This window comes from uncultured Microbacterium sp. (assembly GCF_937927635.1).
In the GTDB taxonomy this organism is placed as follows: Bacteria; Actinomycetota; Actinomycetes; order Actinomycetales; family Microbacteriaceae; genus Microbacterium.
The window spans coordinates 45,449-68,847 of sequence record NZ_CALBRW010000024.1 but is presented as its reverse complement, the minus strand read 5'-3'; the positions used below and the strand labels follow the sequence as shown (position 1 = coordinate 68,847).

The window sequence follows — 23,399 nt, the reverse complement described above, 5'->3', positions numbered from 1 at the left end:
CCGGTCAGCGCGCGATGCTCTTGAATCCGCGCAGGCGCAGGCTGTTGCCGACGACGAACACGCTGGACAGGGCCATGGCGGCCCCGGCGAGCATCGGGTTGAGGAGGCCGAGAGCGGCGACCGGGATCGCAGCCGTGTTGTAGGCGAAGGCCCAGAACAGGTTGGTCTTGATCGTGCCCAGGGTCTTGCGGGACAGGCGGATCGCGTCGGCTGCGCTGCGCAGGTCGCCGCGGACCAGGGTGATGTCGGATGCTTCGATCGCGACATCGGTGCCGGTGCCCATCGCAAGTCCCAGGTCGGCCTGCGCGAGCGCGGGGGCGTCGTTGACGCCGTCTCCGACCATCGCGACGACCTTGCCCTCGCCCTGCAGGCGGGTGACGACGTCGACCTTGTCCTTGGGCATGACCTCGGCGATGACCTGGTCGATGCCGACCTCGGCGGCGATCTGGCGGGCGACCGCCTCGTTGTCGCCGGTGAGCAGCACCGGGGTCAGGCCCAGCGCCTTGAGCTGGGCGATGGCTTCCTTGCTGGTCGGCTTGACGGTGTCGGCGACGACGAGGATGCCGCGGGCGGCACCGTCCCATCCGACGGCGACGACGGTCTTGCCCTCGCTCTCGGCCTGCGCCTTCGCGGCGGCGACCTCGGCGCTCAGGCGCAGCGACCACTCGGCCAGCAGAGACTCCCGGCCCACGAGCAGCGCGTGCCCGTCGACGACGCCCTGGACGCCCTTGCCTTCGAGGTTGGTGAACCCCTCCACGGCCGGCAGGGTGCTGCCGGTTTCCTGGGTGGCGCCCTTGGCGATCGCCTGCGCGATGGGGTGCTCGGAGGCGTCTTCGAGCGCACCGGCGAGGCGGAGCAGTTCGTCCCGGTCCACACCGGGCTCGGTGACCACGTCGACCAGGGTCATCTTGCCGGTGGTGACGGTGCCGGTCTTGTCCAGCACCACGGTGTCGACCTTGCGGGTGGACTCCAGCACCTCCGGGCCCTTGATCAGGATGCCCATCTGCGCGCCGCGGCCGGTGCCGACCAGCAGCGCGGTCGGGGTCGCCAGACCCAGGGCGCAGGGGCAGGCGATCACGAGGACGGCGACGGCGGCGGTGAATGCGGCGGAGATCGGGAAGCCCGCCCCCCACCAGGCACCGAGCGCGATCACTGCGATGAGGATCGCGATCGGCACGAACACGCCGGAGATCTTGTCGGCCAGGCGCTGCACCTCGGCCTTGCCGGTCTGGGCGTCCTCGACGAGCTTGGCCATCTGGGCCAGCTGCGTGTCGGAGCCGACCCGGGTGGCGCGGATGACCAGGCGGCCGCCCGCGTTCACGGTGGCGCCGGTGACCGGGTCACCCTCGCCGACCTCGACCGGGACGGATTCGCCGGTGAGCATGGACGCGTCGACGGCGGAGGTGCCGGAGACGACGACCCCGTCGGTGGCGATCTTCTCGCCCGGGCGGACGACGAACTCGTCCCCGACCTGCAGCTCGTCGACGGAGATCTTCGTCTCCACCCCATCGCGCAGGACTGCGACCTCCTTCGCGCCGAGCTCGAGCAGCGCGCGCAGCGCCGCTCCTGCCTGCCGCTTGGACCGCTTCTCGAAGTATCGGCCGGCGAGGATGAACATCGTCACCCCGGCGGCGACCTCGAGGTAGATGTTCGCCGCCCCGTCGGAGGGGGCGAGGGTCAGCTCGAACGGGTGCGTCATGCCGGGGACGCCGGCGGTGCCGAAGAACAGGGCGTACAGCGACCACAGGAACGCGGCGGTGGTGCCCATCGAGATGAGCGTGTCCATCGTCGCCGCACCGTGGCGCAGGTTCGCCCAGGCGGCCTTGTGGAACGGGAACGCCGCCCACACGATCACCGGCGCGGCCAGCGCGAGAGACGCCCACTGCCAGTAGGTGAACTGCAGCGCAGGGACCATCGCCATGGCGATGACCGGGACGCTGAGAATGATCGAGACGATCAGCCGGTTGCGCAGCGACGTGAGCTCCGGGTCGGCGTCGTCCGCGTCCCCACCCTGGCTAGTGTCGTTCTTGGCCTTCTTGGGGGCCGGGAGCGCGGCGCTGTAGCCGGTCTTCTCGACCTCGGCGATCAGCAGCGCCGGGTCGTACCCGGCGGGCACGGTGACCTTCGCCTTCTCGGTGGCGTAGTTCACCGTCGCGGCGACGCCGTCGAGCTTGTTCAGCTTCTTCTCGATCCGCATCGCGCAGGACGCGCAGGTCATCCCGCCGATCTGGAGTTCGACCGCGGAGTCCGCGGTCGAGCCTGCGGGGGCTGTGGTGCTCATGGTGTTCCTTCTTCTCTCAGATCACCGCGGGGCGGTCAGTGACCGTCGCCCGTGTCGCTGTGTGTGTCGTCCGTGTCCGTGCCGCCGGTGCTGTGACCGGCGTCGACGACGAACTCGGCGGTGTGGACCTGCCCGTCGACCTGGAAGTCGAGGTAGAGCAGGTACCGGCCGGCGGTGGGGGCCTCGGCCGCGAACCGGATGTCGGGTCCGGCGGTGTCGCCGTCCTGCGGTTCGTCGCCTTCGGCGTGCACGTGCAGGTAGGCCAGGTCGCCGTCGCGCAGCGCGACCAGGTGCCCGAAGGCGCCCAGGTACGGCTGCAGGGTGGTGACCGGCTGCCCTTCGCGGGCGACCGACAGGGTCAGCTCGGAGCTCTCCCCCGCGGTCAGGTCCCCGTCAAGGGTGACCGTGTACCCATCGACCTCGCTGGTCGTGGAGGTGGCAGTCGCCGGGTCCGGGGTGAACTCCCCCGCGACGTCGACCGTCCGGGTCAGGGTGACTTTGTCGGGGCCGTCGGTCACGTCCGGCACGAAGTCCGCGTAGATCCGGTAGGTGCCGGCCTCGGCCCACTCCCACGATGTCGACCAGGTGCCGGTGGCCTCATCGAACGTGGGGTGCACGTGCCGGAACTGGGTTCCGTCGGTGCGCACCGCGATCAGATGCAGGTCCTTCTCGTGCGTGGTCTCGTAGGCGGTCAGCGGCGTCCCGTCCGCGTCCAGGATCTGGAAGCTGAACTCGCCGGTCTCGCCCGCGCCGGTTGGCGCGGTGATCGGGCTGAGTTCGTATCCGTAGCCGGAGAGGGAGACGCCGGGGATGGTCGCGGTCGCGGTGGTGTCCGTGTCGGTCATGCCGGCGTGGTCGGCCATCGAGCTGTCGCTGGCGGCGGCCGTCCAGTTGGCGACGGCGCTGTCCGGGACGACAGCTGCCGCGATGCCGAACGCTGCGCCGAAGGCCACGACGACGCCGGCGCCGTACAGGCTGAGTCGTCCCGCAGCGTTCATCAGGCGCGCACCGCCGAGTAGCCGGCCTCGTCGACAGCGGCCAGCACAGCGGCGTCATCGAGATCGCTGGTGGAAGAGACGACGAGCTTGCCGGTCTGAGCGCTCACCTGGATCTCGTCGACCCCGGGGATCTGGGAGACCTCTTCGCGGATGGACATCTCACAGTGTCCGCACGTCATGCCGGTGACCTGGTACTCGCTGGTGGCCATGATGGGTTTCCTTCCGTCAGTGTGGAGCGCCCTGATTGGGCATCGACTCACACTAACACCCCTACCCCCCTAGGGTATTCCCCATGACCGACGAATTCTCCTCGGCCCCGTCGATCGACTCGAGGGGGCCTGAAGCTCGCGCTGGATCTCGCGTTGTGCAGAGCCTCAGGAAATCGGCTCGCTCTCCAGCGCGAGCAGCGCGAGCCGCTGGAGCGAAGGTGTCTCCATCCGCGCACCATCCCACAGCGCCGTCAGACGGGTGACGAGACCGTCCGCGTTGAGTTCCAGACCGGTGATGCCCTGGGGCACGGACGACGAGCCGGCGCGCCACTCGTACCCGCCTCCACGGGAGAAGCCGAGCACGTGACGCACCGACGAACCGGCACCGTAGGGAAGTGAGGCGATCGAGCGCTGGAGGTAGCGTTCGATCGCTCGACGGCCCTCGACACGGGTGCGAAGCGTCTGGTCCTCCCAGATGGCCACGGGTGAAAGGAGATCTGCGGCCGTGGCCGCGTCGCCGGCAGCGAGAGCGTCCCCCAGTCCGCGGGCGACGCGCGTGATCGTTGAGTCGCTCGAGTCCACCACCGCGTCCTCCGCCAGCTGGGTATCGAAATGAGACTCCGGCGCGCGCATCGCACTGACCGGATGCAGACGGCCGTCCCAGTAGTCCACGTTCCGGAGGACACGTCCCCCACTGACATCGATGGCGGAGGCCGCCCAGATCTCCGCCCCGAACATGTCATGCGTGTCGTAGGAGAACACCACCGCGCTGTGCTCGTCCCCGAGGACCCGCAACAGGTCCGCGCGCGAGTTCGGGCCGAAGCTGGAGGCGAAATCCTGTTCCGCGCCGGACATCCCGGGGTTGCCCATCCCGAAGCCCAGAACAGCGTCACGGAAGCGAGCCCGCTCAGGGTCGAACAACTCCATCCACGCCTCGTGGCCACCGCCGCCGACCTGCGACTTCGCCTCGAAGAACCGCCGGAAGAAGATCGCCGCGGCGGGAGTGGCGTGCGACGTGTCAGGCTCGGGGACCGGGCCGTGGACGGACGAGTTCATGGTGCCTCCTGGATAACTTGTCTAAAGAGTCAAGTTGAACGGTAGACGGAACTTGACGTATCCGTCAAATAGGATTGCGGGCATGGTGAGAGCAGATGCGCTGCGCAACCGGGAGCGGATCCGTGATGCCGCGACCGTTGTGTTCCGCCGAAACGGAATGAGCACGTCTCTCGACGAGATTGCCACGCAGGCAGGTGTGAGCAAGGGGACGATCTATCACCGCTTCGCGAGCCGGGCGGGCCTCGTCGACGCCGTGGTCGAGGCGGAGATCGAACACCGCTTCCAAGGTGTGTTCGATGCCGTCACGGCGATCCAGGACCCAGGCCGGCGCCTGAACGCCTACCTCACCGGGATGTGGCAACTCGAGTATGAGGACCCCATGGTCTGCGACGTGCTGGCCAAGGTCTGCCCCGACTCGGCAAAGGTGCAGGCCCTGTGCCGCCGCGCCGCCGAACTCGCATGCCAGCTGTTGGACGAAGCGCAGTCGCAAGGATCCGTGCGAGCCGACCTCACTCCCGCCGACCTCTACCACCTGCTGTGGAGCATCGCCGTCTTGCTTCGACAGGGCCCTCTACCGGAGCACCACGACTTCCAACGACGCTGTCAACACCAGCTCGACGGTATCCGTCCGGTGGTAGCCGCCGGTGTAGCGGATCCGCCACACCGGCGCGTGGGTTCACCCTCCTAGCCGACCAGCAAACCGAGCGCCGCGTGAGGACTTATTGAACTCGGAAACCAGCCGGTAGTGCTCGTGGGAGATTGTCACGTCGGGGAGATAGCTCATCTGGATCACGCTCCGTTTCAGCGAGGTGTGGCGAGGATCTGCCAGAGGGCAACGGCGACGGTGCCGGCGACCATGTAGGGCCCAAAGGGGATCTGGCGGCCGCGGCGGCCGGTGGCGTGGATCACTGCGTGCGGGAGAGCCAGGATGTAGGCGGCTGCGGCGCCGAGGAGGGCGGGGACGATGCCCCACCAGCCGAGGGTGAGCGCGAGGGCCCCGGCGAGCTTGACGTCACCGAAGGCGACGGCTCCGAGGAGTCCGAGGACGAAGTAGATCGCCCACAGCGTCACGCCGGCGAGGAGAGCGAAGCCCACGCGGCCGAGGTCGCCGGTGACCAGCCCGCAGGAGGCGACCAGGACGCCTGTCACGGCGTAGAGGGGCCAGACGAGCCGGTTGGGCAGGCGACGCTCTCGGAAGTCGTACACGGCCAGCCAGGCGCCAATGGTGGCCACTGCGGCGATGAGCAGCCACTCGAAGATCGGGAGGGGGTCGTCGGCGATCGTGGTGATCGCGGTGGCGATGAGAGCGGTTACCCCGCCGGCGGCTCCGGTGAGTGCCCAGATGGCCGGGTTCGGGTTCCGGGTCTGAGACACGTCGGCAGGGCTGGTCGCACTCATCAGCGGTGGTTGATGATCCGCCGGTACGCCCGTGCGATGCGGGTGCGGCGGGCGATCCGCGGCGAGTAGCGGACGAAGTAGGCCAACCCAACGCCTGCGGCGATCGCCACGATCTGCAGTGCGGGTGTGGGGAGCAACGGCATCAGGATGAGGAAGAAGGTCGTCCCCCCTGCCCCGGTCGCGGCGAACATATAGAACATGTCTGCAGCGCTGGGCACCTTCATGTCGAGCTTCGGATAGCTCCGAGACGTCAGGTACTTGGCTCGCATGATCTGTTCTCCCGGTGTCAGTTGCTCAGGGTGAGGCGGCCGCGGATCTGGTCGATGAGCTCGACGGTCTCGGGCTCGGGCTCGTAGCCGTCTTCGAAGCTGTCGAGCTCGTCTTCGTGCTGGCTGACGATGCGCTCGAAGGCATCCTTGTCGCCGGCCAAGGACTCGGCGCGCATCGCGTCGCGCCACAGAGTCTCGTTGATCGGGTCGATCTGGCGGCCGACGGTGGCGGCGAGGCGGGCATCCGCGATGCGGCCGGTGCGCAGCGAGCGGGTGACGAGCTCGTGTGCGGCGTCGCCGATCGCCTGGATGATCTCGGTGCGGAGTACCTCGGCCCAGCGGTAGTACTTCTCGCGGACGCCGCTGAACGGCTGTCCCTGCACCAGGCGCAGCGCGGCGATCAGGTTCTCCGTCGACGTCTTGGAGAGGTCCTCGCCGATCAGCTCCTTCCAGACGTCCCAATCGGTGCGGACGAGCTCGTGGAGGCGGTAGCCCTGGGTGCCGACTTTCGGGAACCACTCCTCCTCGTCGGCCGAGACGCCGATCCACTTGCGTGCCTTGGAGGCCAGTCCGTTGCGGTTCTGCTGGGCCTGCTTGCCGGTGGCGAGCTTGCCCGGCCAGAGGGCGTCGTGGACGCTTATGGCCGAGGCGCCCGGGTTGAGCGCGAGGAAGGCGAGCAGCTCGGTCGAGCGGACGACGGCGGAGCGGTTGATCTCCGAGGTCTGCGGAGTGCGCGGCTCGGGGCCCTGCGCGTCGTGCAGCGTCACCGGGCCGAGGATCTGCAGCCACGGGACGTTGGCCGGGAAGATCTCGTCGACGGTGGGAGCGGCAGGCTCCTCGTCGACGAGATCTTCGACCACGTCGACGACGGCCTCGGCGGGCTCGGCGTGCTCGGCCTCGGCGGCGGGCGTCTCCTCGGCCTCCTCAGCCTCCTCGGCGTGCTCGTCGACGTCGACCAGGCCGGTCGGCGCCGGGATCGCATCGAGTCCGAGCGAGGCCCGCCAGTCCGTCGGCGCGGCCGGGGTCTCCTCGACAGCCGCGGCCGCGGGGATCTCTTCGAGCGAGATCTCCGCCTCGCTGTACGCGGAGGCCTGCGTGGGCGCCTCCTCCGTGGTGGCGAACAGCTCCATGATCCGGCGCAGCTCGTCCTCGTTCACGATCTGCGGGGTCAGCGGGAGGCTCGCACCGGCGGCGGGGATGTTCAGGTTCGCGGTCTTGTCGTCGGCGAGGTGCAGCGTCCACTCCCCTGCGAGCTCACCGGTGGCGATAGCCGCGACGCCGACGCGCGGGACCCGCGTGACCAGGTCAGCGATCTCCGCCTTCGTGGCCTCGTCGGGCATCTCGCCGAGGATGACGATCTCGGGCGTCCATGCCTCGGCGAACATCCCGAGTGAGCGGGCTTCCTCGATCGAGTTCACGCCGAGCTCGTCGAGCGTGGCCTTCGTCGACGCGGCCTGCGCGCGCAGCACGCGCATCAGCTCGTCGACGTCGTCGATGTGCCGGATCCGGCCGGTGTCGAGCGCGGCCGGCAGGCCCGGGGCGATCCCGACGAGCGTGACCGACAGGTCGTCCGCCCATTGGCTCGTCGCGAGCTCGACGGCCAGGCCCGTGAGGGCGCCGCAGATCGTCGACGGGCTGCCGGTGAGGTTCAGGGCTCCGATGTGCTCGAGGTCGACCATGAGGTGCGCGTCGCCCTGGTCCTGGCCGATGGTGACCAGCGCCGGCCACGGCGAGCTGGGGATGCGCTCGAGCTCGGGCAGCTGCTGCGGGTCGACCGTCCACGCGGTCTTGTCGTCGGTGACCGGAGCGAACGGCGCCGGCAGATCGCACGGCTCCTCGAGGTAGAGGGCGATCTCCGCATCCGACAGGCGCAGCGCGTATAGCTGCGGCAGCTGGTTGTTGGTGTCCTGCGCCCAGATGGCCAGGTGGCGCAGCGCGTGGTCGACGTGCTCCATGCCCATCGGGTTCTCCACGGCGCGCAGCTCGAGCTCCATCGTCCCGGCCTCGCCCTGCGGCATCGCGATGCGCTGGCCGGGACGACGCCGACGGCGCTGCTTCATCCGGCGGATGCCGAGCAACGTGAGCAAGCCCGCCGCGGCGATCGCGCCGAGCCCGCCGATCGTGCGCACGTTGAACAGCTCGTCGATCCAGTCATCGCCCTCGTCGACGGATGCCTGCTCGGCCGCAGCCGCCGGCTTTTCCTGCTCCGGTGTCTGCGTCTCGGTCGAGGGCGTGCCCAGGCCCAGACCCGACAGGTCCGGGACCGCCGCCTGCTCGCTCTCCGGCGCCGCGGCATCCGCCGCCGGCGCGTCAGCTGCAGGAACGCCCTCAGCGGACGGTGCAGCCTCCTCGACGGGCGCCTCGACCGGCGGTGCGGCCGGCGCCGACTCCTCCACCGGCGCGGGTGCCGCGGTGGGCGCGGCGGTGGCACCCGGAATGGTGACGACGTCGCCCGGGTAGATCAGGTTCGGGTCGGTGATCTTGTGGCCTGTGGTCTGGACGGTGTCCTTGGACGCTTCGAAGATCGCGTGGTAGTTCTCCCCGCTCCCGGTGGCATCCTCAGCGATGTCCCAGAGCGTGTCGCCCGCCACCACGGTGCGCTGCTCCGCCGTCGCTGCAGGAGCCGTGTCGGCGGCGGCCGCTGCGGCATCCGCGGGCAGCTTCAGCACCCATCCGGCGTTCAGCCAGTGCTGGCCGTCCAACGCCCACCCGTCCGCCTGCTCGACCCCGTAGTTGAGATCGGCGATCTCCTGCCACCGCTCACCCTGCCCGAGGTGCGTCTCGGCGATCTGCCACAGCGAGTCGCCGTCCTGCACGGTGTACGTCGGACCGGTCTGCTGCTGCACGGCCGGCGCGGGTGCCGCCTCGTCGACGTGCGAGCTTGCGTCGGCCGAGGCCGTCGACGTCTGCACGAACGACTGCGACATGACCGTGGCCGGAGCTGCGGGGCTCTCGGCCGCGGTCGCCGCGGTGGCGCCACCGCCGATCGTGACCATTGCCACGATCGCGCCGACCAGGACGGAAGCTCCCTTCTGCTGCAGACCCAGGCCCGGGAGCTTCGGTGCCGGCATCCGCCGGATCTGCGCGGGGATCTCGACGAGGATCGCGATCGCCATCGACAGCCACGCGAGCCAGCCGATCAGCGGGAGCACCGTCCCGACGAGGAACACCCCGCCCACATCAGGCCCGGACAGGACGCGCGAGATCTCGTCCCCGGTGGGGAACGGGTTCCCGGCGAGGAACACGAGCGCGGCGGGGATCCCCACCAGCAGCCCGATCAGGACGACCAGAGAGGCAAGGCCTCCGAGTACGCGCTTCATGGTGTTTCTCCTCAGCCGTTCGGCGTGGTGGGTTTGACGTTCACCGACTGGATCTCGTTGATTTCCAGCTGGGTCGAGCTCGAGGTCGTGAGGTTGACGGTGCCGTTGGCTCCGGAGAGCGACGTCCATGTGACCGACCACTGGCTCGTCGCGGTCACGGTGTACCGATCGCCGGGCTGGTTCTGCGAGGTCCGGTCATAGCGGTGTGAGCAGGTCGGGCTGTCGGTGAGTCCGTAGCCGATCGAGTAGGCGGTGCCGGTGTTGCCGCAGACGACCTCGCGGCCATCGCCCATGTTCCAGCGGATGCCGGTCACCTGCGCGGTCGCGGTGATCGTCTGCCCGCCCAGCGTCGCGGTCTCGGTGTAGGGGCCCCAGGTCAACGGCTGGGGGTTATCGACCCACAGCCAGACGGGGATGCCGACATAGCTGCGGCGGTGGCCCCAGGCGGGATTCACCTGCGGGGCCATGCCGATGTCGACGCCGCGAAGCTGGAAGGTTGCGATGAGCTGCGCAGCAGCGCGACCCGGAGTGAGCACCTGCAGTCCCGGGGGCACCGTCTCGCTCCAAAACTGGCTTTCCTGACCCAGGCCCGGAGAGCCGCCGGGTGTCGGGTTAAACATGATGCAGCCGTAGTAGCCGGCCTCGGGCGAGTATCCAGGTGGGCGTGCCGGCCAGACCCCGTCCTTCATGAAGACGTAGCACTGGCGCACGTTCGACCAGTAGCTCGTCGAACCGCCGCAGTCGATGATCGCGTAGAAGCGCTGGTAGTTGCCGCCGTCGAAGACGCGGATCTGGTCGTCCGTCCAGCCCAGCTGCAGGAGACCGGACTGCGAGTTCTCGTAGTAGCAAGTTGGTGCGCCGGCAGTCCACCCATTGCTGTCAGGGTTCGGGGCAGGATCCGAAGGCATCGAGATCGTGAGGTAGCACCTGTTGTCCGCATCGCAGTAGACGCCGTTGGCACCCTGTGCGGGTACAGCGGCGACGAGAGAGGCCGCGATGAGGGCGATGACGGCGGCGAGAGCTGCGATTCCTCGTCTCAGCATGTGGTCCCCAAGTCGATTCGATCGTTGACGAGCCAGGTCTTGGTCTCGGCGTCGTAGATGACGTGGAACTCAACTTCGTTGCGCGGGTTCGGGTTCTGCATCGCGGGCTTGCCGTCGGCTGTTGTGGTGATGCGCCCGGAGGCATCCTGGCAGCCGGGAACGATGACGAGGCCGTTGGCAATGCCTTCGTACTCCTGGCCGTACGCAGTCGTCGGCTCGAAGTCGATCCGACCTTGGACGGTCGCCTGACCTTCGATGCTCTCGCCGTCCTCGTTCAGGATCGGACCGTTTGCAGTCCTTGAAGCGTCCTCCTGAACCCGACTCAGCATGCGGCCGGTGGCGACAACGTCGAACAGCTCGGGGCTGTTTCCACCCGTAGCATCGACCTGCTCCCACACGTCGAGCAACAGTGTGATCGTGGCCTTTGCCTTGTCGATCGCCTCGTCCTCGTCCTTGGGCGCTTCGCCGGTGATTGAAGTCGGCGCGGTGGCAGTGGGCGTCGGCGAGGCCGTCGACGGGTTCGGGGTCGGGCCGGTGGTCGAGGTGCATCCGGTGAGGAGCAGGCCAGTGAGGGCGACGGCCGTGAGTGCGGTGATGATGCGCTTGCTGGTCATGGGGAGCTCCTACTGTGTGATGATCCGGGCCGAGCTCGTCGCGCCGACCGGAAGGCTGTTGATCCCGATGATTGAGAGAAATCGGGTGGTGTACGTGTCTTCGACGCTAACTGTGATGGTGTCGCCGACGACAGAAACCGTGCCTTCGAGTCCGGCTGCGGTGAGGTAGTTCTGCGCCGCGACCTGGGCTGCGCTGCCGTTGAGCTGCAGCGTCCCGTCGACGACGGCCTGGCCTGCGAGGGCGTTGGTGCCGGCTCGGGCAGCCGACGCAGCGGTCATCTGCGCGTCTTGACTCGCCTGATACTTGCCTGAGCTGTCGACAACGAGGCCCACGATCAGGACGAGGAACACGACGCAGCCGATCACGATGACCGAGATCGAGCCTCGTTCGTCACTGTGCAGTCGGGCGATGGTCCGGTGGAGTTTGGTGATGCTCATGGCCGCTCCCGGTATGCGTCGACGGGGGAAGATGCATCCCTCTCCATCGTCCAGGAGCCGGGGAGACCGGGAAGGGCGATGTCGGAGAGATTGAGAGTGCAGGTGATGGTGCTCGAGACGGTGCCCACCTGTCCCAGGGGGACGTTGAGTCCGCTGTCGTCGATGTTCACGGTCAGCGTGTTGCATGAGTAGCCGCTCTGGGCCATCGACGCCTGAGCGGCTGCGTTCGCATCCTGCTGGGCTTCTGCCGTGGTCCGCGAGAGCGAAGCCTCCCGCGCTGCAGCGTTTGCCGCGGCCTGAGCTGCGTCACCGGCGAGCGCGATGCGGCCGACGGCGATGAGGAACAGGATGAGCAGCACAAATACGGGCGCGAGCGCGACGAGCTCAATGCTCATGCTGCCGTCGTCGCGGGTGCGGAGAAGTCGTCGGAGGGCGACACGGACCTTGGTCATCATCCGACCCACTTCTCGGTTGGGCCAATGATGGTGCGGGAGATCGGGATCGGGACTCCGGGGAGCAGGGAGGGTGCGATGCCGGTGACGGTGACGGTCACTGTTTCCGCTGTGCGCTGCACGGTCACTTCCGTTCCGCTCAGTGTGGTCCCTGCCTGGGACAGGGTCGCGTTGCCCTGTGCGATCCCGTCCTCGGTCGTTGCGTCGTAGAGGCGAGCGGTCTCGTAGGCGCTGGATGCCGCGACCTGCGCGAGGTTGTTTGCCTGCAGCACGACGACGCCTTGGATGATTCCGAAGATGATCAGGAGCACCACGGGGATGGCTACGATCGCCTCCACTGAGGCCGATCCGCGCTCGCTTTCACCGCACGTCGGTGACGTACGGTGAAAGCGGAGCAGGGTGCGGCCGGACATGATCAGCCGGGGATCTGGGCGATCTGGGAGTTGACGTATGCGGTCACCGCGACCGCGACAAGGGCGACGAGACCGAGGACGAGGACGACGAGGCCGATCCACTCGATCGTCTGAAGCCCCCGATCATCGGTCGCCTTCAGTGCGGTGTACCGGTCGCGGATGCCGGAGAGGAATTGACGGCTGAGAGTGCTCATGGGAGCTCCAATCTGTGTGTGCTGTTGACCATAGGTACGAGAACCATCGGAAATCGGACATCAGGCGGTGAAGAGATTCATCAGAAGCGGGGTGAGGATGATCAGCACGAAGACGCCTGCCGATCCCACCACGGGGAGAACCATGCGCTCTGATGCCTCATTTGCTTTCGTGTGTTCGTTGTTGAGCAGCTGCACGCGGAGTGACTTCCCCCGCGCCCTCAGTGTCTCATATGTGCTAGCACCCTCCTCTCCTGCGAGTTTCACGATCTTGCCGACGTCAGCGAGCTCGGGTACGCCGATCTCGGCGCTGAACGTGGTGAGCGCATCCCAGGGTGCGACGCCTGCGTAGTTGGCGCGGTTGAGTTCCTGACGGAGTCGGGTGAACACCCAGGTGCTACCGACCTCGGCAGCGCTGGTCAGCGCGCGGCCGGCTGGGGCGCCTCGTCGACGCTCGGCTGCGACGAGCTCGAGGTAGACGGCGATCGAACGGGAGAACTCCTCGCGTGCGTCGCGTGCCTTGCTCCTGATCTCCTGGTCAGGTGCGAACCAGAGGGCGATCGCGAGGGGGATGCCGAGGATCCCGGACAGCCAGACCGGGAGGATACCGGCGGCCTGCATCACGAGGCCGAAGAGGAGCGGAGCGACGAGCCCGACGCAGGCGAGGAGGACCTTGTCGTAGAGGTACTTCGTGACCGGCATGCCGATCAGTGCGAGGTCTGTCGTCGGAATCGTGAGGAACCGGACGTCGGTGGGGAGCTGCCGGTGCACCCACGTGCCGACGCGCACCTCGAGCGATTGACCGGTGGTCTGCTCGACGGGAGTGGTGTTGCCGAGCCGAGCGAGAGCCGCGCTCAGCGCGGGGCGCTGCGGCATGATCCCGGCGATCGCCATGGCGAGGCCAATGCCGACGATCACGCCGGGGATGAGGAACAGAAGCGGGTTCACAATGCCCCCTTTGAGTCGGAGAGATCCGCGAGGATCCGCGGAGTCGGCTTGCCCGCTGTTATCTTCTTCAGCCAGAGCAGCATGACGACGTCCAGTGTGATCAGGACCGCCAGGATTAGCTGCCCGAGGGGCGTCTTGTAGGGAGCCATGAACTGGCTGACGAAGGGCATCATGCCGATGAGGACGACTGTGGCGATCGTGGTGATCCGGATCGCCTGACGGGGCTTGGCGCGGTCGGCCTCGATCTTGCGGCGCACGCCGACCTCTTCGGCGATGCTCTGCGCGAGGTCCTCGAGCGCGTTGGCGAGGCCAGCGCCTCGGACCCGCTCGGCGAGGAGCAGGTGCGCGACGATGAGGTCTCCTGTGGGATCGGCCAGATCGTCGGCGAACTTCCGCAGCGCGGAGCGAGTCGGCCAGCGCGCGTTGAGTCGAGCGGCGAGGAGGGCGACCTCGTCACGGATGGAGTCGGGCGAGCTGTTCACGGACGCGATGATCGTCTGCTCGAGACTGGATCCGGCGACCGTGAGGCCGGCCAGGCCACGGGTCCACGTCTCGAGCCCCTCAAGGCGATCGAGCTTGCGCTGCTCTCCCCCGTTGCCGAGCAGCCAAGGCACGCCCACCGCGGCGAGCGGCACAATCGCGATCCACACGATCCAGCCGGTGACCAGCCACAGGATGATGCCGCCGATGAAGCCGGCGCCGGCGATCATCATGCGCTGCTTGCCGAAGCGGCCACGCGCCTCGAGGAACGCGATCTGCAGCCGGCTCGGCGGTTTCGGGCCCTGCGGCACGGGGGCGGGGAGGAACCCGAGCACGATGACGAGCAGGCCGAGGATGCCGATCGTGGTGGCGAGTGCTGCGAGTGCGCCGTTCATGCTGCGTCGTCCTCCCTCAGCAGGATCCGCGGATCGAAGCCGGCGTGCTTGAGGTCCTCAAGCAGCTCCGGGGTGGGGCGTCCGTCGCCGCGGCCGAGCTCGAAGGTGCGCGGGTGCGCCTGGAAGATCGGGGCGGCGATCGGCCGAGCACCGTCAACGGCCTCGCCGGGCTGTACCTCGCTGATGTCGGTGACCACGCGGCGGATGCGGCGGGCACTGGTCTCGGGGTCCTTGTAGACGACGCGCTTGATCATCACGATCAGGTCGATGTGGCGGGCGATCTGCCGGTAGGCGTAGGTGTCGGTGGTGCCCAGGTTCTTCTGCGTCAGGGTCGCCATACGCTCGATCGCGTCCGTCGTCCCGTTCGCGTGCAGAGTGCTCAGCGACCCGACACCGGCTTGCATGGCCTGGAACATCGCGTCGATCTCACCGCCGCGTACCTCACCCACGAAGATGCGTTGCGCGTCGAGGCGGAGAGCTTCCTCGAGGCAGTCGATCAGGGTGATCTCGCCGGGCCGGCTGCCGTCGGGAAGACGCTCGCCCTGACCCGGCCGGTACTGCAGCGGCGTCACGATCTGGTGGCGATCGCCCATCCGGTCGAGGTAGAGCTCGCGCTCCTTCTCGATTGTCACGACCTTCTCGAGCGGATCCATCACGTTCGCCAGTGCGCGCAGCAGGGTCGTCTTGCCGGCACCGGGGTTTCCGACGACCACGAGGGAGCGTCCTGCGGCGATCGCGGCGGCGAGGAAATCGGCGGCGCCCTGCGTGAGGGTGCCCTGCTCCACCAGGTGCTCGAGGAGGATGTCGACGAAGCGGTGCAGACGGATCACAGCCTTGGGGCGCGGGCTGATCGGCGTGTGCACCGCGGCGAGACGGGCCCCGCCGGGGAGGTCCATGTCGAGGATCGGGCTCGTCGTGGTGAACGAGCGGCCGTCCTCTCCCCCACGGGCCGCGAGGAACTGGATCTCGCGAACGAGATCCGCGTCGCTAGTCGCGACCGGATCGTGACGGATCATGCGGCCGTCGGCATAACTGACCCACACGTTGTCGTACCCGTAGATGTCGATGTTCTCGACCTCGGGGAGATCCACGAGCGGCTGCAGCCGGCCGAGGCGGAACAGGCTGTCGAAGACGGCGCGCTGCGCTGCACCGATCGTCTCCTCGTCCCACGCGCCCTTCTCGCCGGCGTGCGTGACCATGTCGTCGACATGGCGGGCGGTCACCTCGGCGATGTGCGCGCGAGCGACCTCATGCCGGTCCGCGTCGGACATCCCGCCACGCGCCTGCTCCGATGCGGTCAGCATGTCGGAGACCTCGCCGCGCAGCCGCGTGATCACGTCCCAGTCGAGCCTGCGGGACAGCTCGTAGGCGCGGGTCGCGTCCACCTTCTGCACCGCGCGGCGCTTGAACGTCGCCGGCGTCTCAGGCTCGGGAACCGGAAACATCTCAGTGGCGGACGTTGGCTGTCCGCCAGCCGCGGCGAGCAGGTGCTGCGCGGGGCCGGTCGCCGGCGGTGCGTCAGGGATCTCGATCGCGTCCGGGGCGACGTCGTTGAAGAACGGCAGCCGGGTGATGTCGAAGTCGTTGCTCATGCGTTCACTTCCTCGAAGGGAATCGCGCCCAGCTTGTCGCGGCGCTCACGGATTGCCTGCTCGAGCACGTTGGGCAGGAGGGTGAGATCCCGCGACAGTGCGCTCTTCTTGGTCTTCGGGGTCGGTTCGGCGCCGACGGAGAACACCGCGGCGGTACGCGGGTCATTGGCCAGGCGACCGAGCACGGGCAGCTGCACAGCCTTGGAGACCTCGCCGTCGCGGAATGCCTCGTCGTGCGCGTCGACGAGCAGCAGGCCAAGCCAGTCGTCGTGCCCGACGTGTGCCAGGGCCTCACTGAGATCGAGTCGACGAGCACGCACCGTAGCGACGTCAGGCATTACGGGGTGCGCCACGAGGGCGACCATGTCTGCCAGTTGCATCAGAGCGGTGCGATCGTCGCGGATACCGAACCGGCCGCCGTCGATCAGGACGTCAGCGCCCTGCCCGGCGATCGCGGAGAGGGTGCTGCCGAGGGTGTTCCAGAACGATGCCCCGGCGCCTGCAGCGGCAACGATGTTGGAGAACCCAGGGACGAGGAACCGGTCCTCACCAAGCTGCACGCTCTGCTCCCAGACGGCTCGAGGGGTCAGCTGGCCCCTCTGGTGCTGGACAGAAAGAGGGGTAAGTCCGCGAGAGTGATCCATCTGGCCGCGGAGGTAGCCGGGCAGGATCCCCGAGGGCTTGGAGATGTCAGCCTCGACGAGCACCACGGGCCGCGGCCACGACAGTGCCAGACCCACGCTTGCCGTTGTGACACCGGGCGAACCGGCGACGCTGGTCAGGTAGACGATAGCCACGGTCACTCCCCCGAATCGAGCACGAGCGCTACACGACCCGTGGCGGCACGAGCAGCGATGTCTGGCGCCCTCTCCGGCGAGACGAGCAGATCCACGATCCACCGGCTGTTTTGCGCGTCCTCACGCACAGAGAACACCGTCGCGGTGAACGTCTGCGGCGTCGTCGCGGGTGGCTCGCCTTGCGCGATGGGAGTGTCGACAAGACGGACCTTGTCCCCGGCGACGAGCGTCTGGCTCGGCATCTGGGCTGCGGTTAGAGCCACACCAACGAGGCTCTTTCCGTCCGCGACCACCAGGCTGTCGCCCACGTTGGTTGAGGTCACCAGAGTGCCTGCGGGCAGGTCGACCATGGCGACATCACCGATGGCTTCCTTCGTCTGGGTGGCCTTCAGCGCGTTCGTCGCCTGGTCCCCCGAGATCTGCAGCGTCCCGAGATCCTGCGCCGTGATCTGCTGCCCCCGAGGGATGTCCTTGTTCACCGTCAGCACCGTGGTGGTGTTCCCCACCGTGGTGAAGAAGTACCAGGAGCCGAGCCCGCCCACGACGGCCAGGGCGATCCCGGCCGCGATCAGCATCGGCCGCCGGCGGCTCTTCGTCGGCGGCAGCACCGCCGGTGAGGCCGATTCCTGCGTCGGCTTCTCCCCCCGGCGCCGCCCCTGCTTCTCCTTCACTGCTGTGTCGCTCATCGCTGCTCTCCTCCGGGTTGCTTCGTTGGGTTTACTTCGAACGTTTCCGCTCGGGGTCATCGGTCTTGGTCATCGCGGTCAGGTAGTGCTTGTACGCGGCCGCGAGCATCGCGGTCCGGCTAGGAGCCTCGAGCTGCTTCCACATGTCTTCGATGACGTCTTTGTTGGCCTGCGTCATGCGCACCACGAAGGTCTCCGTCGCGACGTCCTCGTGCTTGGCCGGCGACGACGGACGCTCGAAGAGCTTCTTCCGATCGGGCTCGAGCCGCGTCGCTCGGTCCTTGATCAGGCTCGGTAGCTCGTCGTAGCTGAACTCGAGCGCATCGAACAGGATGTTCGGGTGCGACATCTCGGTGCGCGCCTTGTACTCGGTGAGCATGTCCATGACGGGCTGTTCCAGCGTCACCTGCACGCCCTTGTCAGCACGCCCAGGCTTCACTGCGCGCTCGTCCTTCGAGGTGTCAGCTGCGCCGACGTCGTCCGTCGCCATCACCGCGCCACCTCGCATCCATTCACTACTTGCCCAGATGATTGCTGCATGACGGCATGATAACACCAATCACGCGCAAGCAACATGGCAGTCAGACGCAAATGGTACGCAATGCACGCGCAAACAAGATGCCAACAAGACGCCAAGAAGGCGGCAGAATATGCTAAATAGCATGCTGGACTGGGCTATATACATGGAGGGTCAGCTAAGGCGACAGCTGAGTGTGCCAACAACGCTCTCACATACCCCCCCCACCCCTGAGTTCCGAATTCCCGGAGTCCCGAAGTCTGGAAGAGCCGAACATACAGAGTATGGAAGTCTGGTAGTTCCGAACTCTGTAGTTGCCGAAGTTCCGAAGTCTGTTACTCTGCAACTACCGAACATCCGAAGTTTGGAACTTACGCAGTCTGTAGGTCTGGAAGATCGGGAGTTCGGAAGTCTGTAAGTAGGGCGGCAACCCGAAGCTTGCAGACTCCGGAAGTTCCGGACTTACAGAGTTGGTTCGACCTGAGAGGGAACAGACATGGCAGCTACGGAGCCCACGATCGACCGGGATTCGTTCGGACGAGTCATCGCCGTCGAGAGCCTCAAGGGAGGTGTTGGGAAGACGACGATCACCGCGAACATCGGTGGCTATCTCGCCCTGTCGGGCGCTCGAGTGCTGCTGGTCGACCTCGACCCGCAGGGCAACCTCGAGGATGACCTCGGGTACGCGGACAACGAGCGCAACGACCAGGGGGAGTCCCTGGCCAAGGCCCTGATGTTCGGCGGCAAGGTCGACGGGATCACGAACATCCGCGAGAACCTCGACGTCTGGACCGGCGGCAGCGCCCTTCACAACGTCACCGCGGTGCTGAGCTCGAAGATGGGCAGCGACGCGAAGAACGCCAAGCTGGCGCTCGCGAAGATCCTCGCGCCTGTCGTCGACGACTACGACTTCATCTTCCTCGACTGCCCGCCTGGTGACGGCGTCCTGCAGCTCGCGGCTCTCGCCGCTGCACGCTGGGTTCTTGTGCCGACCAGGACCGGAGCCAAGGACATCAAGGGCGTCGCGAAGGTCGCCGAACGCATCGACCAGGTCCTCGACGTGAACCGCGCGATCGACCTCCTCGGCGTCGTGCTCTTTGCGGTGGGCACGGCGTCCGAGCGAAAGGACGGCACGGTCGTGATGAAGAACGCCGAGCGTGACGCGCGTGCCGACCTGGATGCGATGTTCGGGGTGGGGGAGGAGGGCGGAATCGGTCGCGAGATCGTCTTCACCCAGTCCATCCGGCACAGCGAGGCAGTGGCCAGCCAGTCCGGCCGCGCCGGGCTGCTCGTTCACGAGCTCGACGAGCGCGCGAAGCAGGAGGCGAAGGCCGGCATCGCCTGGTGGAAGATCCGCAGCGGCGAGCTGAAGAACAAGCAGCTGACGAGCGCGACCGCCGGATCCGTCGCCGACGACCTGCAGACGATCGCACAGGAGATCAACGACCGCCTCCTCGAGGCGGAGAGCACCGTGCTGGAAGGAGCAAGCGCATGAGCGACACGCCATCCCGCGGCATCGCGAACCTCGCGACCCGCCGCGTCGACCCGAAGCGGATGCTGGCCCGCAACCGCCAGACCGAGGAGGCGCCCGTCGGCGAGCAGGCAGAGGCGGAGTCCTCGCCCGTCGTGGAGGTCGTCACCCCGCCGGCCAGCCAGCCCAAGGCTCCGCGCCGATCGGCCGTGGCTTCCGCGGACGAGGACGAGGCCGGCTACCTCGCCCTCGAGCGGAAGGAGACCCGACTGCGCGAGGGCCAGATCGGCGAGCTCACCGCCCATGCCCGCCGCCTGAACAAGGCGAAGACCGGCCCGGCCCCGCGGATCACGGAGAACACGCTGATCCGCGTCGCCATCGACCTGCTGCTCTCCCGCGTCGACGAGCTGCAGGGCACCACGGAAGCCGACCTGCGCCGCTCGGTCGGCCTCTGACCGCTCCCGTCCTAAACGACGAAGGGCCCTCCACCAGATTTCGGTGGGGCCCATCGACGTCTATGCATCGGGGAGAGGGCGCCGACGGGGGCTGTAAGCGCCTAACGAGTGCGTCCGGCTGCATTGCCACTCCGGAGGGTTTGAGGCCCTCAGATAGCCGCTTGGGGCTTCACTCCCAGGTGCCGTTCTCGCGGATGTGGGCCTGAACGGCCTCCATGAGCTTGACGCGGATCCGGTAGACGCGGCGGGTCAGGCTCGCGCGGCCGATGCCGAGGTCCTCGGCCAGCTCGTCACGCTCGTGCAACTCGCCGAGGTCGAAGCGGGCGAGCAGGCGGACGTCCTCGGGTGTGAGCGCCTCGGTGTCGATCGCCCAGGTGAGGACCGTGACGAGATCGTGGAACGTGTCGTCGCCCCACTCCGGCTCGATCGTCGCGGACTTGCCCTGCTCTTGCAGCGCCTGCTCGAGGTAGACGTCCTCGGTGACGTGCTCGCTGGGGTCGCCCGGGCTCATCGACTTGTTCACGATGAGCAGCGCGTCCATGCCGATGTTCGCCTTGACCTTCTCAACCCGGTTGAGCGGGTAGCGGCGGATCGACTCCCACATCGCGCCGATCGCCGTCGAGACCGCGTCGACGGGGGTGTGGTCGCTGAGGGTGAGAGCACGCAGGCCGCGGCAGGTGCGAGCCAGGTGCACGGCCTTCGGGAGCATGTGCTGCAGCGCCACCCGCTCGGCGAGGGCATCGCCATCGTGGCCGGCAGTGAGCAGCGCGTGCAGCAGACGGTCCTGCTCGCGGCCGGCTGCCGCCTTTAGCTCGAGCTCGAGCTCGCTGCAGGACCGGATGCCGATGCCGGCGAAGTCGTGTTCGCGGTCGGTGAGAGATCCCGACCACTCGGTGCGGAGTGCTTCCAGCAGACCGGTCTGCGTGGGTGTGGTGGTGGACATGAGCGGAGCTCCCTGTGTCGATGCATGGACACAGGGCACGCTCCTCACGAGCTCTGGTGTGAATCCTTGAACGATTTCGCGGCGGCCTCGTTCGAGAGCCTGGAAACGCCGCTTGGACGATCTCGAAAACCCCTGCTCCGAGAGGGTTTCCAGGAGTGCCCAAGAAAAGACGGAAGAAAAATCTCTGAGGCCTTGTCCGATCTGGGCTGATTTCCGCACCCATGGTCTGTGAGCGTGCCGATCGGCTCGCCGATCAGACCTTTGGGACCGAGGAGATAGCCATGGCACAGGCAGCGGAGGAGCAGTTTCCGGAGAGCTTCGTCCGGGACACCGCGAGGGTGATCCGCGCGATCGAGGACATCCCGCATGCCGCAGCCGTCCTCGCCGACCGGCCACTCGACCAGGCCGCGCAGGAGCGGATGCGTCGGGTGTTGGACCCGTCCTCGATGGACGAGGTCAACGCGGCCGCGGGCCGGATCGTGAGCCTTCGGGTGAGCGCTGACGAGGGGGTCTGACTCATGGGCTTCTGGACGAACAACCCGAGCAGCGCACCCAAGGCGAAGAAGTCGAAGGGGGAGCCCAAGCCGGCCAAGACCGAGGCCGTGCCGCAGGGGTCGACGTGGACCCAGGGCCGTCAGACCGGCGCGCACGTGATCTCGATCCTGATGCTCGTCGCGATCGTCTGTGCCCCGTTCAGCCTGTTCATGTCGTGGCAGGCGATGTCCCGACCGGTCGCGGCCTCGCAGGTCGTCTCCTCGGGCGGACTCTCCTCGTCCCAGCAGGAGGCCGGCGCCTACGCTGCAGGGTTCGTGTCGGAGTGGCTCGGCGCTTGGAAGGACCACCCCGGCCAGCTGGGCGACTACGTCGACGTGAATACCCTGCGTGGCCTGTCCGAGGCACCAGCCGAGTACCGCGATCTGACCGTCGCGACGATTGAGCCGAACAAGGACAGCGACATCGTCACGGTCGTCGTCTCGGCGAGCGTCAAGGATCTCGGGCTCGACCCCACGCAGAACGCTGAGACGATCGAGATCTGGCCGCGCCGGTACTTCCAAGTCCCGATCGTCGTCACCGACGCAGGTATGCGCCCGGTGGGCCTGCCCGTGCCGGTGTCGGCGCCGACGTCGACCGGCACCGTGCAGCTGGCCTACGCCAAGCCGCTGCCGTCTGCCGACCCCGCCGCACAGACCGTGATGGCGTTCCTTGGCGCCTACACCACCGGCAAGGGCGACCTGAGCGTCTATGTATCCCCGGGATCCGAGATCTCACCGATCATTCCGGCTCCGTACATGACGGTCGAGGCCGTCGACCTCCGCGTCGACGCCGACGCTCCGAAGACGCCGAAGGACGGCACGCAACTGAGAGTGCTCGCCACCGTGACGCTCACCACGCAGACGAATCAGTCCGTCACCTCGACCTATGCCCTCACGCTGAGCGCCCGCGCCACGCGCTGGGAAGTTTCCGCGATCGACCCCGCCCCGGCGGAGATCCCGAAGTCCACCTCCGCCGAGACTCCCTCACCGACCCCGTCGCCGTCCCGGTGACGTCACCTGAAAGGAACACTGCAATGAACATCTTCGACACCATCAACAACCTGGTCAGCCAGGCCGGCGTCGCCTTCCGCGGCGTCGTTGGACTGGGCGCGGCGATCGTCTTCTTCGTCGTCGCCTCCAAGGTCCGCTGGGCCGTCGGCACCACCCTCCTCACGGGGATCATGGCCGCCGCCGTGATCTTCTTCGTCGCCGGCGGCCTCGACTGGGTCTCCGGGATGCTCGGCAACACCGTCCAGACCGCGAACTAGCCGACACGCAGCTACGACGACGGGAGGACGGCCATGAGCGATGAGAAGCAGCAGACCGAGGTCGCGCGGTTCTACACGCGCAGCCGCAAGTTTCCGCGCCTCATCGGCCGCCTGCACGACGGCACGAAGATCCCCGGCGGGCCGTACACGGTCACCCAGGGCATCGTCGCGGCCGTCCTGCTCGCCCTCGGTCTGGTGACCCGAGGGCTGTGGGGGACGGGGACGATCCTCGTCGACATCCCCATCGTGCTGCTGGTGGCTTGGGGAGGCGCCTGGGGCGCCGGGCGCCTCCCCGCCACCCGCCGCAACGTGGCCAGCATCGTGCTCGGCGCGTTCGGCGCCGTGTTCAGCCCTGCAGCCGGCAAGTACCAGGAGCAGACCGTCAAGCTCCGTCCGCCGCACTTCGCCGGCGGCACCACCACGATCAGCGTCGCCGCGGCGCCGGTCACCACACCCACGACCACCGTCACGTCGGAGCCGGCCGTCCCCACCGTGGCGATCGCCACCGTCGAGGAGACCCCCGCCCCGACCGCCGAGCTTGTGCCCGCCGGCGCCACCTCGGCCCGCACGCCGGTCACCGGGGTCGAGCGACTGCTCGCCCAGGCCCGCGGATCGAAGAAGGAGTAGAGATC

At 67.7% G+C, this 23,399-nt stretch carries 27 protein-coding genes; 7 read left to right on the top strand and 20 right to left on the bottom strand.

The annotated features are described in order from the left end of the window. Positions 1–4: 4 nt before the first annotated feature. The 4 genes from Q0568_RS11955 to Q0568_RS11940 all read right to left on the bottom strand — a co-directional run bounded on the left by Q0568_RS11955 (position 5) and on the right by Q0568_RS11940 (position 4,415). On the bottom strand, positions 5–2,281 hold the full coding sequence (locus tag Q0568_RS11955) for a cation-translocating P-type ATPase (protein ID WP_298866787.1): 2,277 nt from the start codon (positions 2,279–2,281) through the stop codon (positions 5–7). 35 nt (positions 2,282–2,316) lie between these two features. Further along, complete coding sequence (locus tag Q0568_RS11950; protein WP_298866785.1) at positions 2,317–3,279, bottom strand: heavy-metal-associated domain-containing protein; 963 nt, start codon at positions 3,277–3,279, stop codon at positions 2,317–2,319. After that, positions 3,279–3,488, bottom strand: coding sequence for a heavy-metal-associated domain-containing protein (locus tag Q0568_RS11945; protein ID WP_298866783.1), 210 nt, complete (start codon positions 3,486–3,488; stop codon positions 3,279–3,281). The genes Q0568_RS11950 and Q0568_RS11945 overlap by 1 nt, the downstream gene beginning before the upstream one ends. A gap of 165 nt (positions 3,489–3,653) precedes the next feature. Next, complete coding sequence (locus Q0568_RS11940) at positions 3,654–4,415, bottom strand: hypothetical protein (protein WP_298866781.1); 762 nt, start codon at positions 4,413–4,415, stop codon at positions 3,654–3,656. A 211-nt stretch (positions 4,416–4,626) separates the two neighbouring features. Here Q0568_RS11940 and Q0568_RS11935 point away from each other — a divergent pair, with 211 nt between their 5' ends. Then, on the top strand, positions 4,627–5,232 hold the full coding sequence (locus Q0568_RS11935; protein WP_298866779.1) for a TetR/AcrR family transcriptional regulator: 606 nt from the start codon (positions 4,627–4,629) through the stop codon (positions 5,230–5,232). A gap of 113 nt (positions 5,233–5,345) precedes the next feature. On the opposite strand, the gene Q0568_RS11930 is transcribed toward Q0568_RS11935, so the two are convergent. The 15 genes from Q0568_RS11930 to Q0568_RS11860 all read right to left on the bottom strand — a co-directional run bounded on the left by Q0568_RS11930 (position 5,346) and on the right by Q0568_RS11860 (position 18,070). After that, positions 5,346–5,942 carry an A24 family peptidase gene (locus Q0568_RS11930; RefSeq protein WP_298866776.1) on the bottom strand — a complete coding sequence of 199 codons (597 nt, stop codon included), beginning with the start codon at positions 5,940–5,942 and terminating at the stop codon, positions 5,346–5,348. After that, complete coding sequence (locus Q0568_RS11925; protein ID WP_298866774.1) at positions 5,942–6,211, bottom strand: hypothetical protein; 270 nt, start codon at positions 6,209–6,211, stop codon at positions 5,942–5,944. The genes Q0568_RS11930 and Q0568_RS11925 overlap by 1 nt, the downstream gene beginning before the upstream one ends. Before the next feature lie 17 nt (positions 6,212–6,228). After that, the gene (locus tag Q0568_RS11920; RefSeq protein WP_298866772.1) at positions 6,229–9,531 is read right to left on the bottom strand and encodes a LysM peptidoglycan-binding domain-containing protein; all 3,303 of its coding nucleotides are present in this window, start codon (positions 9,529–9,531) and stop codon (positions 6,229–6,231) included. Between the two features lie 11 nt (positions 9,532–9,542). Then, the gene (locus Q0568_RS11915; RefSeq protein WP_298866770.1) at positions 9,543–10,574 is read right to left on the bottom strand and encodes a hypothetical protein; all 1,032 of its coding nucleotides are present in this window, start codon (positions 10,572–10,574) and stop codon (positions 9,543–9,545) included. Beyond that, a complete protein-coding gene (locus Q0568_RS11910; RefSeq protein WP_298866768.1) occupies positions 10,568–11,188 on the bottom strand; it encodes a hypothetical protein in 621 nt (206 codons plus the stop codon). Before Q0568_RS11910 ends, Q0568_RS11915 begins: the two co-directional genes overlap by 7 nt. Before the next feature lie 9 nt (positions 11,189–11,197). Continuing rightward, on the bottom strand, positions 11,198–11,626 hold the full coding sequence (locus Q0568_RS11905; protein WP_298866766.1) for a pilus assembly protein TadG-related protein: 429 nt from the start codon (positions 11,624–11,626) through the stop codon (positions 11,198–11,200). Beyond that, positions 11,623–12,081 carry a TadE family protein gene (locus tag Q0568_RS11900; protein WP_298866764.1) on the bottom strand — a complete coding sequence of 153 codons (459 nt, stop codon included), beginning with the start codon at positions 12,079–12,081 and terminating at the stop codon, positions 11,623–11,625. The genes Q0568_RS11905 and Q0568_RS11900 overlap by 4 nt, the downstream gene beginning before the upstream one ends. Continuing rightward, positions 12,078–12,416 carry a TadE/TadG family type IV pilus assembly protein gene (locus tag Q0568_RS11895; protein WP_298866762.1) on the bottom strand — a complete coding sequence of 113 codons (339 nt, stop codon included), beginning with the start codon at positions 12,414–12,416 and terminating at the stop codon, positions 12,078–12,080. Before Q0568_RS11895 ends, Q0568_RS11900 begins: the two co-directional genes overlap by 4 nt. A gap of 77 nt (positions 12,417–12,493) precedes the next feature. Next, complete coding sequence (locus Q0568_RS11890; RefSeq protein WP_270367069.1) at positions 12,494–12,685, bottom strand: hypothetical protein; 192 nt, start codon at positions 12,683–12,685, stop codon at positions 12,494–12,496. 60 nt (positions 12,686–12,745) lie between these two features. Next, positions 12,746–13,630 (bottom strand): type II secretion system F family protein, encoded by an 885-nt coding sequence (locus Q0568_RS11885; RefSeq protein WP_298866756.1) that lies wholly within the window; start codon positions 13,628–13,630, stop codon positions 12,746–12,748. Then, the gene (locus Q0568_RS11880; RefSeq protein ID WP_298866755.1) at positions 13,627–14,505 is read right to left on the bottom strand and encodes a type II secretion system F family protein; all 879 of its coding nucleotides are present in this window, start codon (positions 14,503–14,505) and stop codon (positions 13,627–13,629) included. Before Q0568_RS11880 ends, Q0568_RS11885 begins: the two co-directional genes overlap by 4 nt. After that, the gene (locus Q0568_RS11875; protein ID WP_298866753.1) at positions 14,502–16,097 is read right to left on the bottom strand and encodes a CpaF family protein; all 1,596 of its coding nucleotides are present in this window, start codon (positions 16,095–16,097) and stop codon (positions 14,502–14,504) included. Before Q0568_RS11875 ends, Q0568_RS11880 begins: the two co-directional genes overlap by 4 nt. Continuing rightward, positions 16,094–16,894, bottom strand: coding sequence for a hypothetical protein (locus tag Q0568_RS11870; protein ID WP_298866751.1), 801 nt, complete (start codon positions 16,892–16,894; stop codon positions 16,094–16,096). Before Q0568_RS11870 ends, Q0568_RS11875 begins: the two co-directional genes overlap by 4 nt. A gap of 2 nt (positions 16,895–16,896) precedes the next feature. Further along, a complete protein-coding gene (locus Q0568_RS11865) occupies positions 16,897–17,565 on the bottom strand; it encodes an SAF domain-containing protein (protein WP_298866749.1) in 669 nt (222 codons plus the stop codon). Between the two features lie 46 nt (positions 17,566–17,611). Further along, positions 17,612–18,070: a hypothetical protein gene (locus Q0568_RS11860; RefSeq protein ID WP_298866748.1), complete on the bottom strand. Its 459-nt coding sequence runs from the start codon at positions 18,068–18,070 to the stop codon at positions 17,612–17,614. A 523-nt stretch (positions 18,071–18,593) separates the two neighbouring features. On the opposite strand from Q0568_RS11860, the gene Q0568_RS11855 reads away from it, so the two are divergent. Further along, the gene (locus tag Q0568_RS11855; protein ID WP_298866747.1) at positions 18,594–19,592 is read left to right on the top strand and encodes a ParA family protein; all 999 of its coding nucleotides are present in this window, start codon (positions 18,594–18,596) and stop codon (positions 19,590–19,592) included. After that, positions 19,589–20,023 carry a hypothetical protein gene (locus Q0568_RS11850; RefSeq protein WP_298866745.1) on the top strand — a complete coding sequence of 145 codons (435 nt, stop codon included), beginning with the start codon at positions 19,589–19,591 and terminating at the stop codon, positions 20,021–20,023. Before Q0568_RS11855 ends, Q0568_RS11850 begins: the two co-directional genes overlap by 4 nt. Before the next feature lie 169 nt (positions 20,024–20,192). Here Q0568_RS11850 and Q0568_RS11845 read toward each other — a convergent pair whose 3' ends face one another. Next, positions 20,193–20,966 (bottom strand): hypothetical protein, encoded by a 774-nt coding sequence (locus tag Q0568_RS11845; RefSeq protein ID WP_298866743.1) that lies wholly within the window; start codon positions 20,964–20,966, stop codon positions 20,193–20,195. Positions 20,967–21,247: 281 nt separating this feature from the next. Here Q0568_RS11845 and Q0568_RS11840 point away from each other — a divergent pair, with 281 nt between their 5' ends. The 4 genes from Q0568_RS11840 to Q0568_RS11825 are packed head-to-tail and all read left to right on the top strand — an operon-like array spanning position 21,248 to position 23,394. Beyond that, entirely contained in the window at positions 21,248–21,481 is a 234-nt protein-coding gene (locus Q0568_RS11840; RefSeq protein ID WP_298866740.1) for a hypothetical protein, read from the top strand. 3 nt (positions 21,482–21,484) lie between these two features. Continuing rightward, positions 21,485–22,510, top strand: coding sequence for a conjugal transfer protein (locus Q0568_RS11835; protein WP_298866738.1), 1,026 nt, complete (start codon positions 21,485–21,487; stop codon positions 22,508–22,510). A 23-nt stretch (positions 22,511–22,533) separates the two neighbouring features. Next, positions 22,534–22,767, top strand: coding sequence for a hypothetical protein (locus tag Q0568_RS11830; protein WP_298866736.1), 234 nt, complete (start codon positions 22,534–22,536; stop codon positions 22,765–22,767). A gap of 33 nt (positions 22,768–22,800) precedes the next feature. Next, the gene (locus Q0568_RS11825) at positions 22,801–23,394 is read left to right on the top strand and encodes a hypothetical protein (RefSeq protein WP_298866735.1); all 594 of its coding nucleotides are present in this window, start codon (positions 22,801–22,803) and stop codon (positions 23,392–23,394) included. Positions 23,395–23,399 lie beyond the last annotated feature (5 nt).

Coding starts and splice junctions, on each gene's coding strand:
- Q0568_RS11955 (WP_298866787.1), bottom strand. CDS start 2,281: ATGAGCACCACAGCCCCCGCAGGCTCGACCGCGGACTCCGCGGTCGAA.
- Q0568_RS11950 (WP_298866785.1), bottom strand. CDS start 3,279: ATGAACGCTGCGGGACGACTCAGCCTGTACGGCGCCGGCGTCGTCGTG.
- Q0568_RS11945 (WP_298866783.1), bottom strand. CDS start 3,488: ATGGCCACCAGCGAGTACCAGGTCACCGGCATGACGTGCGGACACTGT.
- Q0568_RS11940 (WP_298866781.1), bottom strand. CDS start 4,415: ATGGAGTTGTTCGACCCTGAGCGGGCTCGCTTCCGTGACGCTGTTCTG.
- Q0568_RS11935 (WP_298866779.1), top strand. CDS start 4,627: ATGGTGAGAGCAGATGCGCTGCGCAACCGGGAGCGGATCCGTGATGCC.
- Q0568_RS11930 (WP_298866776.1), bottom strand. CDS start 5,942: ATGAGTGCGACCAGCCCTGCCGACGTGTCTCAGACCCGGAACCCGAAC.
- Q0568_RS11925 (WP_298866774.1), bottom strand. CDS start 6,211: ATGCGAGCCAAGTACCTGACGTCTCGGAGCTATCCGAAGCTCGACATG.
- Q0568_RS11920 (WP_298866772.1), bottom strand. CDS start 9,531: ATGAAGCGCGTACTCGGAGGCCTTGCCTCTCTGGTCGTCCTGATCGGG.
- Q0568_RS11915 (WP_298866770.1), bottom strand. CDS start 10,574: ATGCTGAGACGAGGAATCGCAGCTCTCGCCGCCGTCATCGCCCTCATC.
- Q0568_RS11910 (WP_298866768.1), bottom strand. CDS start 11,188: ATGACCAGCAAGCGCATCATCACCGCACTCACGGCCGTCGCCCTCACT.
- Q0568_RS11905 (WP_298866766.1), bottom strand. CDS start 11,626: ATGAGCATCACCAAACTCCACCGGACCATCGCCCGACTGCACAGTGAC.
- Q0568_RS11900 (WP_298866764.1), bottom strand. CDS start 12,081: ATGATGACCAAGGTCCGTGTCGCCCTCCGACGACTTCTCCGCACCCGC.
- Q0568_RS11890 (WP_270367069.1), bottom strand. CDS start 12,685: ATGAGCACTCTCAGCCGTCAATTCCTCTCCGGCATCCGCGACCGGTAC.
- Q0568_RS11880 (WP_298866755.1), bottom strand. CDS start 14,505: ATGAACGGCGCACTCGCAGCACTCGCCACCACGATCGGCATCCTCGGC.
- Q0568_RS11875 (WP_298866753.1), bottom strand. CDS start 16,097: ATGAGCAACGACTTCGACATCACCCGGCTGCCGTTCTTCAACGACGTC.
- Q0568_RS11860 (WP_298866748.1), bottom strand. CDS start 18,070: ATGGCGACGGACGACGTCGGCGCAGCTGACACCTCGAAGGACGAGCGC.
- Q0568_RS11855 (WP_298866747.1), top strand. CDS start 18,594: ATGGCAGCTACGGAGCCCACGATCGACCGGGATTCGTTCGGACGAGTC.
- Q0568_RS11850 (WP_298866745.1), top strand. CDS start 19,589: ATGAGCGACACGCCATCCCGCGGCATCGCGAACCTCGCGACCCGCCGC.
- Q0568_RS11845 (WP_298866743.1), bottom strand. CDS start 20,966: ATGTCCACCACCACACCCACGCAGACCGGTCTGCTGGAAGCACTCCGC.
- Q0568_RS11840 (WP_298866740.1), top strand. CDS start 21,248: ATGGCACAGGCAGCGGAGGAGCAGTTTCCGGAGAGCTTCGTCCGGGAC.
- Q0568_RS11835 (WP_298866738.1), top strand. CDS start 21,485: ATGGGCTTCTGGACGAACAACCCGAGCAGCGCACCCAAGGCGAAGAAG.
- Q0568_RS11830 (WP_298866736.1), top strand. CDS start 22,534: ATGAACATCTTCGACACCATCAACAACCTGGTCAGCCAGGCCGGCGTC.
- Q0568_RS11825 (WP_298866735.1), top strand. CDS start 22,801: ATGAGCGATGAGAAGCAGCAGACCGAGGTCGCGCGGTTCTACACGCGC.